This is a genomic window from Butyrivibrio sp. WCE2006 (assembly GCF_000701985.1).
Lineage (GTDB): Bacteria > Bacillota > Clostridia > Lachnospirales > Lachnospiraceae > Butyrivibrio.
Window position 1 is genome coordinate 14,347 of sequence record NZ_JNKH01000042.1, and the last position, 16,402, is coordinate 30,748.

A 16,402-nucleotide genomic window follows, 5' to 3' on the forward strand; every position below is an offset into this window, starting at 1 on the left:
AGGTTAAATGATAATGAAAAACAGAATAAAGGAATTAAGAGATTTTTACATAATCTGGATCACACAGAGTCTATCACAGCTTGGAAGTGCAATAACTGGATTTGCGCTGACACTGTGGATGTATGAAAAGACTGGATCAGCGCTGAGTACTGCAGCACTTACAATCTGTACATATGCGCCATATGTCATTATGAGCATTTTTGCCGGAGCAATAACAGATAAATTCGATAAAAAGAAAACCATGCTCATATGCGATCTTTTAGCGGCACTTACAACGGTTGTTGTATTTGTACTGTACAAAACTGATACGCTGACCATGTGGCACCTATATGTCATCAATGCCTTTTCGGGTCTCATGAACACTGTTCAGCAGCCTGCTTCAGAAGTGGCATATTCACTTATTGTACCAAAAGAGCATTATCAGAAGACCAGTGGCTTTCAGCAATTGTCCCGTTCGCTTATTTCAATTGGCAATCCGCTCATAGCTGCAGCACTCTATGGACTGGCAGGGTTGGATACGGTTATTGCGGTAGATCTTCTGTCTTTTGCCATAGCATTTGTGGCATTATTGTTCTTTATTAAATTGCCAGAGATCAAGGACGGAACAAGTAAGGACGAAAACGTGATCAAACTGGCTAAGGAGGGACTAAAGTTCCTAAAGGAAACTCCGCTCATACTTACTGTAATACTGTTTATGGCGGGGGTTAACTTCACAGCTTCAGCCTTTGATGCTGTACTTCCGGCCCTTGTTATACCTCGAAAAGGTAACAATGTTTATGGGATCGTAACAGCATGCTCAGGACTGGCCATGGTGGCAGGAAGTTTCCTTCCAATGATCCTGCCAAAGCCCAAGGACAGGGTAAGAGTCATATATCTCACGATGCTTTTTGCGCTGGGGATAGAGAACTTTTTACTGGCCTTTGCAAGAAGCTCTGTTTTATGGTGCATAGGCCAGATAATAGGATGGGTGTTTGTTCCACTCATGGCAGCCAACCAGAATGTAATAATGCGCAATGTTATTCCAATAGAGCTTCAGGGAAGAGTATATGCTTGCAGAAATACTCTGCAGTTCTTTACTATTCCAATCGGACTTTTCCTTGGCGGACTCTTTGTAGACAAGATCTGCGAACCGTTTATGGCATTGAAAAGTAATGATCCGTTCTGGACTTTTCTTTTCGGAAGCGGAAAGGGATCAGGCGCCGCAATGATGATGTTCATTCTTGGTGTGACAGGAACAGCCATATGTATAATCTCCGGTCAGATTATGAAAAAATATAGATATACTGAAGAATGATTTTTGACTTAAATATCAGTGTAAAACAGCCTCAAATGAGTGTAAATTTGAGGCTGTTTTTTGTTTTGTGATAAATATATTATTGGAAAAAAGAAATTAAAGATTCATGACAGGTGGGAGGAATGAATGGAATGATCCTAAGGTTTTATGACTGTTATTTGAAAAATGAAGGAGAGTTTTCAGTAGAGGAGTGCTACTGAGCATTTTAACAGATGGAAAAAAAGAATTCGATTTTTGGAAGTGTTAAATTTTATAAAAATGTGTTGGCGATAGCAGTACCTATAATGCTTCAACAGCTTATACAGAGTATGGTGTCGCTGATAGATAATTTTATGGTGTCAGGACTTGGCGATATATCAATGTCGGGTGTAAACATTGCCGGTCAGGTTCTTTTTGTGTTTATGGTCTTAATTAACACGATCACCATGACTGGTGGAATATTCCTTACGCAGTTTTTTGGTGCAAAAGATTGCGGTGGAATGCAGCAGGCGTTTATATTTAAACTGCTTGCAGGATTTGTTGCGCTTATTCCATACCTTATGGTCTGCCTTGTATATCCAAGAGAGATCCTGTCACTTATGGTTATTGGAAACACACAGGCGCCTCTTATTCTTGATGAGGCAGTTCCATACATACGGATCATGGCTATTGTGGGAATTCCCATGTTCATTTCTATGAGTATCGCAAGTTCACTAAGAGATATGGGAAAAGTCAAAACACCACTTGCTGTAACAGTAGTAGCAACTCTTACAAATACGGTATTCAATTACCTTCTTATTTACGGTAATTTTGGAATGCCTGCACTTGGTGTAAGGGGAGCTGCTTACGCCACTGTTATAGCCAGAACACTGGAGTTTGCTATATTTGCATTCATCTATTTCAGGAGCAAACCTGATTTTGCAGTTCGCTTAACAAGGGACTTTATGTTAGATGGAAAGTTGTTCAGGGAAATTTTAAGAAAAGGCGCTATGATGCTGCTTTGTGAAATGACCTGGGTCCTTTCAGAAACTTTGACGACGGCTATCTATAACGGAAGGGGCGGAGCAGATGTAGTTTCAGGTATGGCGTCCAGTTTTGCTATAGCAAACCTGTTTTTTGTAGCATTTGGTGGAATCTACTCGGCAACTACCGTCATAATTGGAAAAACTCTTGGAGAAGGAAATCTTGAAAAAGCCCGCAAAGAAAAAACATGGCTTTTATCAGGAGCTATCGTATTTGGTGTTGCCATGACTTTTGTCGGATTTGCTACAACACTTATCATTCCTGTTGTATTTGGAAAGCTAAGTCCAAGTGCTATTGCAATTTCAAGGAGTATGGTAATACTTATGGCATTCTTTATGCCTGTATGGGTACTTGTAAACGCACAGCAGGCTATTGCAAGATCTGGCGGCGATACCAAGATGGGCGCATATGCAGATGCTGGAATAACAATAGTGGTCATGCTTCCTATGCTTTTCATGCTTGCAAGATATACCAATTTCGGCCCGGTACAGATGTACCTTTGCGTAAAGCTTCTGGATATTGTCAGGACCGTTATATTCCATTTTTGGCTAAAGAAAGAGCGCTGGCTTAATAATCTTGCTGGTGAACATCAGTCAGACCCACATGCCCAGAAGGCTTCATGAAGTATTGGAGGAAAAAATGAATACTATATTGGCAGTAATTGGAATTATTGGCGGTCTTCTTTGTGCTACCGCAGATCTATTACTGGATTTAAAGGGACCGAAAAATAAGAAACTTGGTAAGATGGGCGTCATTGACAGCGAATGGAAAAATATGGCCCACTGGAGGTTTGTGTGGTCTGATATTCTTGCGATGTTTGTCTTCTATGTTTAGACTGGCATTTTTCTTCTGACATTAAGTGCATGATATAATTTTACAAACGAGGTCTCGTATGTGACGGGGCCTTTTATTTTATGCATTTTTTACTTGTGACGTTTTAGGGAATCTTTCTGGTAGAAAAAGGGTATGTATTTAATAAAAACATAGAAAATATTGGATAGCTAAACATTAAGGATACAAAATGTGTACCTCCGTTTGGCGGTTTGTACCCTAAAACATCCGAAGTATCAACTGATTAAAATCAAGGACTGTAATCCTGAAGATAAAGTTGAGAAGAAAGATGCAAAGAAAACATCTGCTGGGAAGAGCGCAGCGAAGAAATCATCAGTAAAGCTTCCTACACAGGCCCAGGTTAAGAAGATACTTGGTGCTGCAAACAGCGGATATGCAAAAACAGTGATGGAAGTAATAAAGACATCTAACCAGATAACATTTGAGATGAACATGAGGATGAAACTTGCAGAGGCAGGACTTGGTGGTACAGTATGCCAGGAACTTGCCAAGGCATTAAATGATGAGTTTGGGAAAGCATTACCCACATCCTAAAGCAAACGGAGATATATGGAACACATGGTGCTCTTTGATTACGGTCTTGATCCGCTTTCAAAAGAGACAAAATAGTTTTTTCAAGGTCGCCTCTCGTGCGACCTATTTTTTTCCCAAATAAAGTAACATTACCTTACAAGCTAAATAACACCACATGATAAGAGTAAAACACGGCTGGCGCGCAGGCCGGGGATGCAGAAGAGGGCTATGGAGGTGGCAGCCGTATCTCACAATCATCCTGAAGGGATAAAAGGAGCGGTTGTGACATCAACATGTATCTGGATGGCACGTCATGATAAATCCAGGCAGGAAATCTATGAGTATGTCCTTGAGCAGTATCCGGTAAAGGATTATAAGTACAGCATTGGCTATAGCCTTGATGAAATGAGACCGCGCTACAAGTGGGATGTCAGCTGTCAGGGATCAGTTCCTGCAGCCATGAGGTGTTTTTACGAGAGTACAGATTATGAGTCTTTTATCAGGAATATCTGACAAAAGAACTACTGGAGATTCTTGAATTGTAATAAGGGGATATCTCACAAATGGACGTTCGACAGATAAGGCATAGCTGATGATCGTTTGGAGATCGTTTTTGCTAGCTTCCAGAAACAGGAAGCGGGTATGGGGCATATCAGTAACCAGAATTTTGTGCAGGGCATCTTTTTTGAGATGATGTTAGCAATAACTAACATAAAGTGGTATTATGAAACTGCAGATAAAGTTAAACGATTGGAGGACGGTATGAAAGCAGATTATCGATGGAGTTTCATCATATGTGGTTATCCCTGATGGTGGTAAATGTCTTGATGTTGGCTGTGGCAGCGGTGCATTAAGTAATGCTATTGCAAAGAAAAATCCGTGTGCGCAGGCTTTTCGAAGATTAAGACAGACCATCATGAGAGTAAACCTTGGATTACAGTGATTGCAAGAAAGTAGGAAGGGAAATATCATGAAAAAGCTGAGCAGAGAAGATGTAACCGGTATTTCGAAACAGATAGCGGATGCATTTTACGACTATAAATACAATGAAGAGGATCTTGGAATGAAGCTTCCGATAGCGGTTGTAGGAACTAATTCATGGGGAAGTGCAGCATATGGTAAGGTGCTTCGTGGAGAGAGTGTAGATACCGAAACGATCAGAAAATGCTATGAAAGAGCGAAAGAAAAAGGCCTGATGATCTTTGATCTTGCACAGGATTATGGACTTGGTAAAGCCCAAAAAATGATCGGAGAGTTTGGATGCGGCGATGTGGTCATTTCGTCGAAATTCACTCCCGTAGGCGCATATAAAGAAGGACAGGTCAGGAAGTCTTTGGAAAAAGATCTGCAGGATTTTAAACGCAGTTATGTAGATATATATTGGCTTCACCTCCCTTCGGATATAGAAAAGAATTTAAACGAGATCATTACCCTTGTTAAAGAAGGAAAAATAAAACATGTAGGGATTTCGAACTTTACGCTTGATGAATGCAGACGGTCAAAAAGGATCGAAGTTTGCTGAAAGGTTTGTCGATTACGGCATAACAGGCCTGTCAGTTTAGAGGTGTGTAGTAAATGTTTGATAAGAGATTGATGGCTATGTGCCCAGAGAGCAAAAAATACATAGTGGGTAACATTATCTGCCAATGGTTGGAACTTATGATGAACGCAGTGATGATTTTTGTCATCGCAAATGTAGTAGGAAAGCTGTATCGCAAGGAAATGATCGTAAATGAGATGCTTATTTTTCTTGTGATACTTGCAGGTGTTCTCATTGTTCGGTTTATCATGACAAAGGAAACGACGGAGATGAGCTATCGCGCATCGAAGACTGTAAAGCGCGTCATGAGAGAGCAGATATATAAAAAGATACTGCAGCTTGGAAATACTTACAGAGAGCACGCGACAACTGCAGAACTTGTTCAGGAATCGGTGGAAGGGGTAGAACAGCTTGAAAGCTATTTTGGACAGTATGTACCTCAGTTTTTCTACGCATTTATAGCTCCGATCACCTTGTTTGTGTTGTTCGGTCTTGCGGGAAGTTTCAAGGTGGCAGGAGTGCTGCTTATCTGTGTCCCCCTCATTCCGGGAACTATAATGATGGTCCAGAAGATTGCAAAGAAGCTTCTGTCCAAGTACTGGGATCAGTATGCGAAGCTTGGAAGCACCTTCCTAGAAAACCTTCAGGGGATGACAACTCTGAAAACATACAAAGCAGATGCTTATAAGAACGAACAGATGAACGCGGAATCCGAGAACTTCAGAAGGATTACCATGAAAGTCCTGACGATGCAGCTCAATTCCATTATCATCATGGATTTCTTCGCATACGGTGGTGCCGCACTTGGCATTGCGCTTGCGGGAAAGGCCTTTGTAGACGGAAATCTTACAATTCAGAGTACGGTCTTTATGATTCTTCTTTCAGCGGATTTCTTTCTGCCGATGAGAAAACTTGGTAGCTACTTCCATGTGGCTATGAATGGAATGGCCGCAAGCGATAGAATATTTGAATTCCTAAGCGAGGAAGAGCCAAAAGAAAAGACTGCGAGACTTCCCGAGACAGGTCTGGATATTAGACTTTCAGATGTCTGCTTTTCTTATGATGATGAAAAGCAGGTACTTGACAATGTTTCAATAGATATCCGAGAGCATACGTTTACAGGTATCGTGGGGGAGAGCGGAAGTGGTAAATCAACCATCGCATCTCTTATCATGGGACGAAATACGATTAAGCATGGAACTCTTACTATTGCCGGAATAAACGTTTTTGATATCAACGAAGACAATCTTTTTATGAATATCAACTATGTAGGTATTGGCAGTACGTTCTTCAAAGGAACTGTGCGGGAAAACCTTCTTTTGGCGAATCCTGAGGCATCAGAGGAAGAACTTTGGAATGTGCTGACTGAGTGTAATATAGATGGATTCTTCAAGGAAGAAAAAGGACTGGACACTCTTCTTACGGAAAATGCGGGAAACCTTTCCGGTGGGCAGAAACAGAGGCTTGCTTTGGCAAGAGCAATCCTTCACGATGCGAAGGTATATATATTTGACGAGGCTACAAGCAATATTGATATCGAGAGTGAGGAACTTATCCTTTCTGAGATAAAGAAACTTGCTGAAAAAAAGACAGTTATCATGATCACCCACAGGCTTATGAATGTTGTGGATGCGGACAGAATCTTTGTGATGGATAACGGCAGGATCTCCGGATCGGGAACGCATGTAGATCTTCTTGAAACGAATAACGTATACAGAAATCTGTGGAATACACAGAAAGAACTTGAGGACTACGGGAAGGGAGGTTTTATCGCATGAAAAAGCAAAACAAAGCACTGATCCTGTTCAGAATGCTTAAGCTTGTAAAGCCTCTCTCCGGGTTTATGATCCTGGCTGTCGTGCTCGGAACACTTGGCTTCCTTACAGCAGAGTTCATTCCGATACTTGGTGGAGAAGCAATACTCATAGGGCTTGGGATACAAACAAAGCTATCTTGGAACACGCTTGTATGGCTGCTTTTATCATTTGCGATACTGCGAGCGATATTCAGGTTTACAGAGCAGCGGACGAATCATTATATAGCATTTACGCTGCTCGCGATCATAAGAGACAAAGTGTTTAAGGCACTCAGAAGGCTATGCCCTGCAAAGCTTGAAGGAAGGGATAAAGGAGATCTGATATCTCTCATCACATCGGATGTGGAGCTTCTGGAGGTGTTTTATGCACATACTATCTCGCCGATATGCATCGCTATAGTATCGGAAACGATTATGTGCCTGTTTATCAGAAGCTTTCACCCGCTTCTTGGTATCGTCGCACTGATTGCGTTTATTTTTTTAGGCGTGATTCTTCCCATGATCATTTCAAAGCGGAGCGGTACAACGGGCGATGAACTTCGGGCGCAGTCAGGAGAACTTTCAGCACATATGCTTGAAAGCATAAGAGGGATCGATGATATGCTTCAGTATTCCTTTGGAGAAAAGAGACTGAAAGAGATAAGTGATAAAACAAGAGCACTTTCGGAGAGACAGGAAGTTTTGAGTAAGCTTACCGGAACCAACATGGCGATAGCAAATATGCTGATACTGATCTCCGATATCGCAATGCTGCTGGTTTGCGCATGGCTTTATCAAGCCGGGCAGATTGGATTTGACGGATTCCTTATACCGATGATCGCTCTCATGTCATCCTTCGGACCTGTTATCGCACTTGCGGCACTTGGTACAACTCTACAGAGTACAGTGGCTTCAGGTGCAAGAGTACTTGCAATCATAGATGCAGAACCGGAGACGGAAGACATAACAGGGAAGGCATCTGTAGACTTTGACGGTGCGGAAGTAAAAAACGTTTCTTTTGCCTACGCAGGAGAAAATGTGCTGAATAACATATCGCTGCAGGTGCCAAAGGGAAAGATTGTCGGTATTGTTGGAAAGAGTGGGTGTGGCAAGTCTACACTTTTAAAGCTTCTCATGAGATTCTGGAATGCCTGTAATGGAGAAATCTCGGTATCCGGAAGAAATGTAAGTGAGATAAACACAGCGGATCTTCGGGACATGGAAAGCTACATGACTCAGGAGACAGAGCTTTTCAAAGATACGATTGGTAACAATATCCGCATCGGAAAACTTGATGCAACTGACGAAGAAGTTGTGAAGGCATGCAAAAAGGCTTCTATACATGACTTTATTATGACGCTTCCGAAGGGCTATGAAACTGAAGTTGGAGAATTGGGAAGCACCTTATCCGGAGGCGAGAGGCAGAGAATAGGACTTGCAAGGGCGTTTCTTCATAATGCACCGTTTATGCTTCTCGACGAACCAACAAGCAATCTTGATAGTCTCAATGAAGCTGTGATTCTGAAATCTCTTAAAGAAGAAGGGAGAGAAAAGACTGTACTCCTTGTATCTCATAGAGAGTCAACCATGAGGATTGCAGAGAAAACATTGGTGATGGAAGGCGGACGGATTTCGTGAATAAGACGGAGAGTTTGTGATTGAGGCAAAAAGCCAGTTCTGGCACTGCTATGACAAAGCGTTAAGATACAACACGTAGCTCGATTGTGCTGTCAGTCATCTCAATGAACCTGGATAGCCTGTTAAGGCTTTCTTTGTTCCAAAAATTGATTTTGATTTTTTCAAGGTACAATTGTTGTTATACTTTATGCGAAAGCGTCGGCTGAAAAATCAGCCGGTTGCTGAGCATACACTAAATACAAAACCTGTGCCATGCCAATCCGATTCGCCTACAGAAACACCTCCCAAAGTGTTACCGGCGCTACTTATCGCCATTGCTGCAGGCAACATAAACAGCCAAATTGTGTTGCCGATGCAAAGAATGGATACTCCGGTTGCACCTGACAGATTGAACACCAATCTGTTCAGTAATATACCCGAAATAAAAGCAGTCAACTCCCTGATATTTGAATCAACTGCTAATCATTCTTGTTGCATTTTACAGCTTAGGACAAATATAATATAGATTATTGTTTTTCCTTAGAAAAACAGGAATCGTACTGGACTAGGTCCTCGCAAAGCGAGAGGCGTGTCCTGCGGAGCAGGATTCTTGCGGCAATTTCCGCCTTTGCCCGCAAGAAGTCATACAAAAATTAGTTGTGGGGAGAACTAAAAAAATGATGACTTATAAAGAAATATTTAAGGAAATAGTAGAAATCATGCGGGAGGATTCTGCAACCTGTAAAGATTATGGAGCAGGTAATTTTCAGGAATATGAAGGCCAAATATCCGATGACATGGAGCGTAAGGATTTTTTGCATCTTGTACAGGAATATTTGGCAACTTTCGGTGTAGAAGCACATCTATATTTTACAGATTATAGTCTTGAAAAAATTGGCTTTTCAGTGATGAGGCAGGACGATGTACTATACGTGATAAAGGCTAATGAAGATACAGGGCTTGTCTCAGGGGATAAAATAGTCGCGATTGATGGATTTTCAATAAAAGAATTATATCAAAGAGAAAAAGCATTTTTCATGGGGGAAACAGAGGAACGTGAAGGCAAAAACTGGCCGTACGTGTTAAAGTTTTACAATAGTTTAACTGTTATTCATCCAGATGGTTCACAAGAAGATATTTCTATTATTCATAATACAAAGCGGACAGAGACGGAAAGTTATTGCTATAAAGAATATGATGATACGCTTTATCTTAAATTTCCGGATTTTGCTGATTTGGACGAGATAAATCAGTTATTCAATAAATGTAAGAGTATTCTGGAGAACTGTAAAAAACTTATTGTGGATGTCCGTGGAAATGGCGGAGGTGCAGATTCTGCATTTGTGCCTCTCCTGGAGTATTGCTTTCCGGAAGGGAAATTAGTTATGGATTATTATAAGCCGGAATATCCTATTGAAATTAATTACTCTGTTAGAAATTGTAAAGATCGAATCGAGAATCTAAAACAATTTTTGGCTGGTGATTTACCGGAAGACATGACTGCTATGATCAATACAATGATTACAAATAACAATAAAAATATAGGCAAAGGATTCCTTGATGATGATGACGTATTTGCAAGTGGAATTATCGGGAAAAAAGGTCCTGAAAAAGTATTGATCATAACGGATGAAAGATGTGGTTCTTCGGGGGATGCATTCGTTGAGGTTATGTCATGTTCTCCTAAAGTGACTTTAGTTGGAAGACCTACTATGGGAATTACAGATTATTCAAATTGTAATATGGTTTCCTTTGATGATTTCAGTTTTATTTATCCGACGTCTAGAGACAAAAGAATTGATCATGGGAAAGGGCTTGCGCATAAAGGGGTACCTGTAGATTATTATATCCCCTGGTCTCCCGATCATATAGGTAAGGATGTGGAGTTGGATTACTGTTTGAAATTGATTTAAAAGACTATAAAAAACAGATTTTGTTTTCCGAAGACCATCAGGCAGAGCTATCATTATCAAGGGTGATATGATAGCTCTTGTATAATTAAGCGGCAAGCTCCAGACATTTGACACTGTACAAGAAGTGTTTGATTATTGCTTCATAACGCTCTGCGTCAACAAGGATATTGCGAGTATGATCTGCGCCTTCAAATATGTGCATTTCTGTATAGCCCTTGGTTGCGGACTCAAGTTCCATAGTATCATTTACAGGTACAACGCAATCACTGTCTCCTTGAATGAAGCATACCGGAATTGTATTGCCTTTAAGGCTGTCTTTTGTAAAAATGTTTTTATAAGAGAATCCGAACATAAGCTTGAAAAAAATCTCCGCCGGATCAAAAAGTACAGGTGATACATGTGCTACCTGCTGAGCAAGCTTGCAAAGAAGTGAATAAAGTGAATTGTAGCAGCTGTCAGCGATAACAAAAGAAATATGAGGATTATACTTAAGAGCGGTAAGAGCAGTCACACCGCCAAGGCACTCGCCGTGTACGCCTATTTTGATATCATTCCCGAAACGGTTAACTGTATCATTTATCACACTAAGAAGATCCTTGCTTTCCTTGATGCCCCATGTTGATGGAGACTTTTTGTTATCACCATGCCCACGAAGATCAAAGAGAATACCATTATATCCCATTTTTTGGAATATGTTAAAATATTTGATTCCTCCAATTCTGCAATAAGTTGATGAATGAACCAGAATAACGTATTTTTTGGAAGGTATGGCTGAAGGAATATATGTTGCATGTAGCTCATAGCCGTCAAAGGATTTAATTATATATTCTTCCTTTTTCCAGTTCTTATAACCATCCAGAAAATGTCTACGATTTTCTTTCTGATATGCTATGCTGGGATCGATGCATTTAACAAGTCCCATAGATCTTGCAAGTATTGCGCAGACAAAAAGATATAAAATGAATAGAATTATTGGTACTACTATTATCATATAATGACTCGTTCCTTACAAAAAAAATAAACAAATGATTTTTAAGATAGAATCATATCATAAAAAATCAAAAAAGCAAATATTTTGTTTCCAAGGAGATCTGGCTATGAAGAAGATCATTATTATTCTCATGGCTATGTTTTTTTATAGTCAATGTGTTTATGTATGTGACGATTACAAGACGCCTTGGCAATAACTATAGCGATGCTACCAAGAACAGGATGGTTGATGTTGGAAGTTACTTGCCCTTTGAAGAGGAGTCGAATCTTGCAAGAACAGGATCTTCATTATATTTTGATGAAGATGATGACCTTCCCGTTTTGGACGGCGCAGCAGCGCTTGTTCCTGTATATGCCTCAGTGATTGACAATATCTATCCTGAGGGATGTGTGACTTATGAAGGCGGCAAGTTTTCTGATGATAACAAGTTTGGAGAGAATTTTGCAAGTGACAGCGTCATGCAGTTTCAGAATACAGTAAGAGGATATAACGCTCTTGTAGAGGGCTCTGTGGACCTTTTCTTTACAACTCATCCATCCCGGGAGCAGCTTGACTATGCCAAAGACATGGACGTAGAACTTGAGATCGTGCCTATAGGTCTTGAAGCTTTTGTCTTTTTTGTTAATGCGGATAACCCTGTAGAGAATCTCTCAATAGATCAGATCCGAGGAATATATAGAGGCAATATTAAGAACTGGAATGAAGTTGAAGGCCCCGACCGCCTTGTCAATCCCCTTCTTAGGATTAAAGGATCAGGAAGCCAGACCATGATGGAGACGTTCATGGAAGGCGATATGATTAGTAGGAGAGATCCGCTCTCAATATTTGGTGGAGCAATTGGTTATTCTTTTAGATTCTATCTTGCCGGGATGGTAGCCAATGACAACGTTAAGATGCTGTCTGTAAATGGAATATATCCAAATGCTGAGAACATCAAAAACGGTTCCTATCCAATATCTGCCAATTTCTATGTAGTATACAGAAAAGATAACAATAATGAAAATATTATAAAACTTGTCAACTGGCTACAATCTGATGAAGGCCAGAACATGATAGAAGCATGCGGCTACGTAGGTGGAAGCCATCGTTAAAAAATAATGATCAGGATGAGAACAATAACAATATGACGGTTTATGAAAATGGCGGAGAAAATAAAAAGGTAAACGATGAGGACATGAGCTCATTTGCTTCCGGAATAAAAACTGATGATGAAACTGCTATAGCAGAAACAGAATTTGTTCTAAATGATGAGATAGATGAGAGGTGTCCGGTTCAGTATGAGACCAGAAGAGGAAATGTGAATTACGGTGAGTTTTCCCATGGAACTTATTATTCTGAAACCTGTTCTTTGGAGAGAGGATACTGTATTCTACTTCCGGCAGATTACAGCGAGGATAAGAAATATCCCGTTCTTTATCTTTTACATGGTATATTTGGAAATGAGTACTCTTTTTCTGAAGATAAATCCAACAAATTAAGGGAGCATCCACTAAATAACGCAATTTTCCTGACACTTTTATAGTTTATTGAGTTTTATGGAGTTTATTTTTTACACAACTAGGAGAGACATGGTGATGGATAGACCTGTAACAACACTTTTTATGCTTATGTCACTTGATGATTCTTACATCAGACTTAAGTACAGAGTGATATCTTGATCACAGTTACCTGCATGTGAGTAGGCATAATCTTTTTACAGCAATGACAAAGGTGTTATTGACTTTGCCCTTGGGGCAGCCTTTATCATTTGAAAAAACGAAACAACAGGAGGATTACACAATGCAGATAGGAAGTTCAAATGATTCAGAAGCAGTAAAGGCGCAGTATGCCACATCAAAAGGATTAGATACCAGGTTATCTTTTCACGATAAATATTCCACAAATAAGCTGGGATACGGAAATTGGATAGTGTCCAATTATGAAATAGCTGAAGGCATGAAGGTGCTGGAACTTGGCTGCGGCACAGGAAGTTTGTGGATGGGAAGGGATGAACTTGTGGATAAGTTTGGCAAGTTTGTTTTAACCGACTTTTCGGAAGGAATGCTTGCTACAGCAAAAGGAAATCTTGGAGAGAGAAAAAATCTGGAGTACAAACAGGCTGATATACAGGACCTCCCCTTCGAAGATGACTCTTTTGATGTGGTTATAGCAAATTCCATGCTGTACCACGTGCCGGATATCATGAAAGGAATCAGCGAAGTTCGAAGAGTTTTGAAGGACGACGGAGTTTTTTATACTGCGACGCTTGGGGAAAATAACTTTACAGACATACTTGCTAAGTGGTTTGAACTTGGGGGCGAGAGTTTTAATCCAAACCATAACTTCACTATGCAAAATGGCGGCGACATGCTGAAAAAGGCTTTTGCAGATGTGGAAGGAAGAATTTACGGGGATTCACTTCATGTGACAGATATAGAGGACCTTGTTGATTATCTGTGCAGCCTTGCATCTTTTAAGACGATAATGGATATTCCTGTGGATAGGATCGCTTGGATATTAAAAGAGCATGCGGTGGACGGAGCTATTGATCTGCCAAAGGAATATGGCATGTTCATAGCAAAAGGCGTGCGTAATTTTGGAGGAAGAGTATGAAGGCCTTGATAATAGGAGCCAGTGGATTTCTTGGTGGAACTATATATTACAAATTAAAAAATGCAGGCGCTGAGGTGCTTGGCACATACAGTCAGCATAAAAAGCAGGATGATTTTGCAGAGCTTGATGTTATGGACTCTCAAAGACTACTTGAGATTGTGCGTGATTTTGCTCCCGATGTCATCATCTGGACAGTTATGAACCATGACGCAGAAGAGGAAATAGCAGAAAAGGTAATGCCTGCGCTGCGGGATGCAATCGGAGATACGAGGTTTATTTTTATCTCTACTTCAGTAGCCTATGAAAAGAATATGACCGAGGATGTGACACCTTTTCTAAGGTCAGATGAGATGTACAACCATCACTATTTTAACGGCAAGATAAAGTCCGAGAATGTCATAAGAAAGATGCGGGATTACTGCATTGTCCGCCCAGGCAGCATATATGGGATCAATCCTTACGGCGAGATGGATGTAAGGAGCTGCAAGTTAAAAGAGCATGTGGACTTAGGGCAGCAGTACGTCAGGGCTGGCAACATTCTATTTAGCATAGTTGAGGTGAATGAGCTGGCAGATGCCGTAATTGAACTTGCCACCGGGGATTATGTTGGAATTATAAATGTTTCTGAGGATAAACCCATTTCCCATTATGGTTTTAATAAGGCTCTGTGCAGGCGTTATGGCTGGGATGATAGCTGCGTTGTGGCTAATAGAGAGATCGAGAATATCTACTATTTTGATAATAGTTTAAGAAAGCGTCTATTGAAGACCAGGATCATGAGTATTGATAAATCATAAGAAAACGGATGTAGAAGGCATCCATGGCGGGATAGAAGGAATAATAGTTAAGGAGAGTTATGTTACCTGCAAGATTAGAAGCTGAAAAACAGATAAGGGAAATAAAGATTGATGATATACCTAGCGTTTTGCCGCTGTATATCACTTATTACAATGAAAATGAAGATGGCTGCTGGACAGAAACTACTGCAGGAAAAAGAATCCATCAGGTTCTTTCAATGGAAGATTCTTACGGCCTGGTTTTGGAAAAGGATGATCAGGTGATTGGCTTTGTAATGGGTTTTTTCAAGCAGTATGACGATATTGTGAGTTATACGCTGGAAGAGATAGTCATTGCCAAGGATTTTCAGAATCAGGGACTTGGCAGCTTTTTATTAAATGAATTGGAACAGCGCGCTAAAGAAAAGGGCGCATCTTGCGTAGAACTGCAGGCAGTAAATGACGAGATGCATGAAAAGTACTATGGAAAAGCCGGATATTATACAGCTGAGAATTTCGTGATGAAGGCAAAGTGGTTTGAATAATTGGAGACTATATGAATATTGCAGTTTTATCAGACATTCATGGAAATCATATTGCACTCAGAGAGTGTTTAAATTTTCTAGAGAGTAAGGACATAGATGCATATTGTTTTTGGGCGACTACACCGGAGAGTTTCCGGGAATAGAAGAGACCATGAAAATGCTCTATGATCTGCGTGATAGTCAAACTTGCTATTTTCTAAGCGGAAACAAGGAAAACTATCAGATAGATGAGCTTGGTGAAGACTACCCGGAATGGGACGCATATCCCAGTACCATAGGAATGCTTAGGTATGCGCATAAGCACCTTACTAAAGAGGATGTTGAGTTTTTTAACAGCCTCCCAATCACTATGAGAAATACGGCGAGTGCAACTGGCCCATGATCCCTGAGGAGTGCTATGCGGCGGCGTTTGAGGAAATCGTAAGTGAATGCGGAGGAATCAGAGGTATAAGTCATGGGATACAAAATCAGAAAAGCGGTTTCGGAAGATGAGCAGAGAATACGCGAATTGTTCATAGAGATGTTGCAAACTATTTATCATACAGAAGATGTACAGGATTATGAGCCGGGGTATCTGGACAAGTATTGGACAGATGGCGAGGATGTTATTTTTGTATCTGAGGATAATGGCGTTATTGCGTACCTGGGTGTGGAAGTTCATCGAGAGGACGAAAAAGATTTTGTTTATCTTGATGACTTATCGGTTACAGAGAAGTACCGCAGCCAGGGGATAGGTTCCGCTTTGATTCATGAGGCTGAAAATTACGCCAAGAAGAAGGGTGTGGAGAATATCCTTTTTCATGTGGAAAAATCAAATACTGAAGCGTTCAGGTTATATGAAAAACTTGGATATAAGATATTCAGGGATGATGGTAGCAGATATCTGATGAAGAAATGAACTACCTCCACCGACTCTGCGTCGGAAGAGGTTTCTGTTATGCCGCAGAGCGGCATGAACCTTTGGGATGCTTA

At 40.6% G+C, this 16,402-nt stretch carries 19 protein-coding genes; 17 read left to right on the forward strand and 2 right to left on the reverse strand.

Annotated features, from left to right (window positions below):
* Positions 1–13 precede the first annotated feature (13 nt).
* The 9 genes from T501_RS16950 to T501_RS16985 all read left to right on the forward strand — a co-directional run bounded on the left by T501_RS16950 (position 14) and on the right by T501_RS16985 (position 8,634).
* Positions 14–1,294, forward strand: a complete 1,281-nt coding sequence (locus T501_RS16950; protein ID WP_330377099.1) for an MFS transporter — start codon at positions 14–16, stop codon at positions 1,292–1,294.
* A gap of 212 nt (positions 1,295–1,506) precedes the next feature.
* Positions 1,507–2,919, forward strand: coding sequence for an MATE family efflux transporter (locus tag T501_RS16955; RefSeq protein ID WP_044916391.1), 1,413 nt, complete (start codon positions 1,507–1,509; stop codon positions 2,917–2,919).
* A gap of 16 nt (positions 2,920–2,935) precedes the next feature.
* Positions 2,936–3,130, forward strand: a complete 195-nt coding sequence (locus T501_RS16960) for a DUF6796 family protein (RefSeq protein ID WP_026512211.1) — start codon at positions 2,936–2,938, stop codon at positions 3,128–3,130.
* 201 nt (positions 3,131–3,331) lie between these two features.
* Entirely contained in the window at positions 3,332–3,682 is a 351-nt protein-coding gene (locus T501_RS16965; protein WP_155831582.1) for a hypothetical protein, read from the forward strand.
* A gap of 192 nt (positions 3,683–3,874) precedes the next feature.
* Positions 3,875–4,174: an ADP-ribosylglycohydrolase family protein gene (locus tag T501_RS16970; RefSeq protein ID WP_050008372.1), complete on the forward strand. Its 300-nt coding sequence runs from the start codon at positions 3,875–3,877 to the stop codon at positions 4,172–4,174.
* Positions 4,175–4,457: 283 nt separating this feature from the next.
* Positions 4,458–4,604, forward strand: a complete 147-nt coding sequence (locus T501_RS21850; protein WP_197027985.1) for a hypothetical protein — start codon at positions 4,458–4,460, stop codon at positions 4,602–4,604.
* Positions 4,605–4,631: 27 nt separating this feature from the next.
* Positions 4,632–5,183 (forward strand): aldo/keto reductase, encoded by a 552-nt coding sequence (locus T501_RS16975; protein ID WP_050008373.1) that lies wholly within the window; start codon positions 4,632–4,634, stop codon positions 5,181–5,183.
* Between the two features lie 53 nt (positions 5,184–5,236).
* Entirely contained in the window at positions 5,237–6,979 is a 1,743-nt protein-coding gene (locus tag T501_RS16980; protein ID WP_044916394.1) for an ABC transporter ATP-binding protein/permease, read from the forward strand.
* Positions 6,976–8,634 carry an amino acid ABC transporter ATP-binding/permease protein gene (locus T501_RS16985; RefSeq protein WP_044916396.1) on the forward strand — a complete coding sequence of 553 codons (1,659 nt, stop codon included), beginning with the start codon at positions 6,976–6,978 and terminating at the stop codon, positions 8,632–8,634. The genes T501_RS16980 and T501_RS16985 overlap by 4 nt, the downstream gene beginning before the upstream one ends.
* A 210-nt stretch (positions 8,635–8,844) precedes the next feature.
* Here the strand turns inward: T501_RS16985 and T501_RS21590 are convergent, their stop codons facing one another.
* Positions 8,845–9,069: a hypothetical protein gene (locus tag T501_RS21590; protein WP_197027986.1), complete on the reverse strand. Its 225-nt coding sequence runs from the start codon at positions 9,067–9,069 to the stop codon at positions 8,845–8,847.
* Positions 9,070–9,410: 341 nt separating this feature from the next.
* On the opposite strand from T501_RS21590, the gene T501_RS16990 reads away from it, so the two are divergent.
* Positions 9,411–10,526, forward strand: a complete 1,116-nt coding sequence (locus T501_RS16990) for a S41 family peptidase (protein ID WP_197027987.1) — start codon at positions 9,411–9,413, stop codon at positions 10,524–10,526.
* Positions 10,527–10,611: 85 nt separating this feature from the next.
* Here the strand turns inward: T501_RS16990 and T501_RS16995 are convergent, their stop codons facing one another.
* Positions 10,612–11,517, reverse strand: coding sequence for an alpha/beta hydrolase (locus T501_RS16995; protein ID WP_044916399.1), 906 nt, complete (start codon positions 11,515–11,517; stop codon positions 10,612–10,614).
* A 167-nt stretch (positions 11,518–11,684) separates the two neighbouring features.
* On the opposite strand from T501_RS16995, the gene T501_RS17000 reads away from it, so the two are divergent.
* From T501_RS17000 to T501_RS20475, 7 genes are all read left to right on the forward strand, one after another.
* Positions 11,685–12,608 (forward strand): PstS family phosphate ABC transporter substrate-binding protein, encoded by a 924-nt coding sequence (locus tag T501_RS17000; RefSeq protein WP_197027988.1) that lies wholly within the window; start codon positions 11,685–11,687, stop codon positions 12,606–12,608.
* 32 nt (positions 12,609–12,640) lie between these two features.
* The gene (locus tag T501_RS17005; RefSeq protein WP_044916404.1) at positions 12,641–13,039 is read left to right on the forward strand and encodes an alpha/beta hydrolase; all 399 of its coding nucleotides are present in this window, start codon (positions 12,641–12,643) and stop codon (positions 13,037–13,039) included.
* Between the two features lie 257 nt (positions 13,040–13,296).
* Positions 13,297–14,109: a class I SAM-dependent methyltransferase gene (locus T501_RS17010; protein WP_044916406.1), complete on the forward strand. Its 813-nt coding sequence runs from the start codon at positions 13,297–13,299 to the stop codon at positions 14,107–14,109.
* The gene (locus T501_RS17015) at positions 14,106–14,906 is read left to right on the forward strand and encodes an NAD-dependent epimerase/dehydratase family protein (protein WP_044916408.1); all 801 of its coding nucleotides are present in this window, start codon (positions 14,106–14,108) and stop codon (positions 14,904–14,906) included. Before T501_RS17010 ends, T501_RS17015 begins: the two co-directional genes overlap by 4 nt.
* Positions 14,907–14,965: 59 nt before the next feature.
* Positions 14,966–15,430, forward strand: coding sequence for a GNAT family N-acetyltransferase (locus T501_RS17020; RefSeq protein WP_044916410.1), 465 nt, complete (start codon positions 14,966–14,968; stop codon positions 15,428–15,430).
* A gap of 109 nt (positions 15,431–15,539) precedes the next feature.
* Positions 15,540–15,812: a hypothetical protein gene (locus tag T501_RS17025; protein WP_155994909.1), complete on the forward strand. Its 273-nt coding sequence runs from the start codon at positions 15,540–15,542 to the stop codon at positions 15,810–15,812.
* A 72-nt stretch (positions 15,813–15,884) separates the two neighbouring features.
* Positions 15,885–16,328: a GNAT family N-acetyltransferase gene (locus T501_RS20475; protein ID WP_050008377.1), complete on the forward strand. Its 444-nt coding sequence runs from the start codon at positions 15,885–15,887 to the stop codon at positions 16,326–16,328.
* Positions 16,329–16,402: the final 74 nt, after the last annotated feature.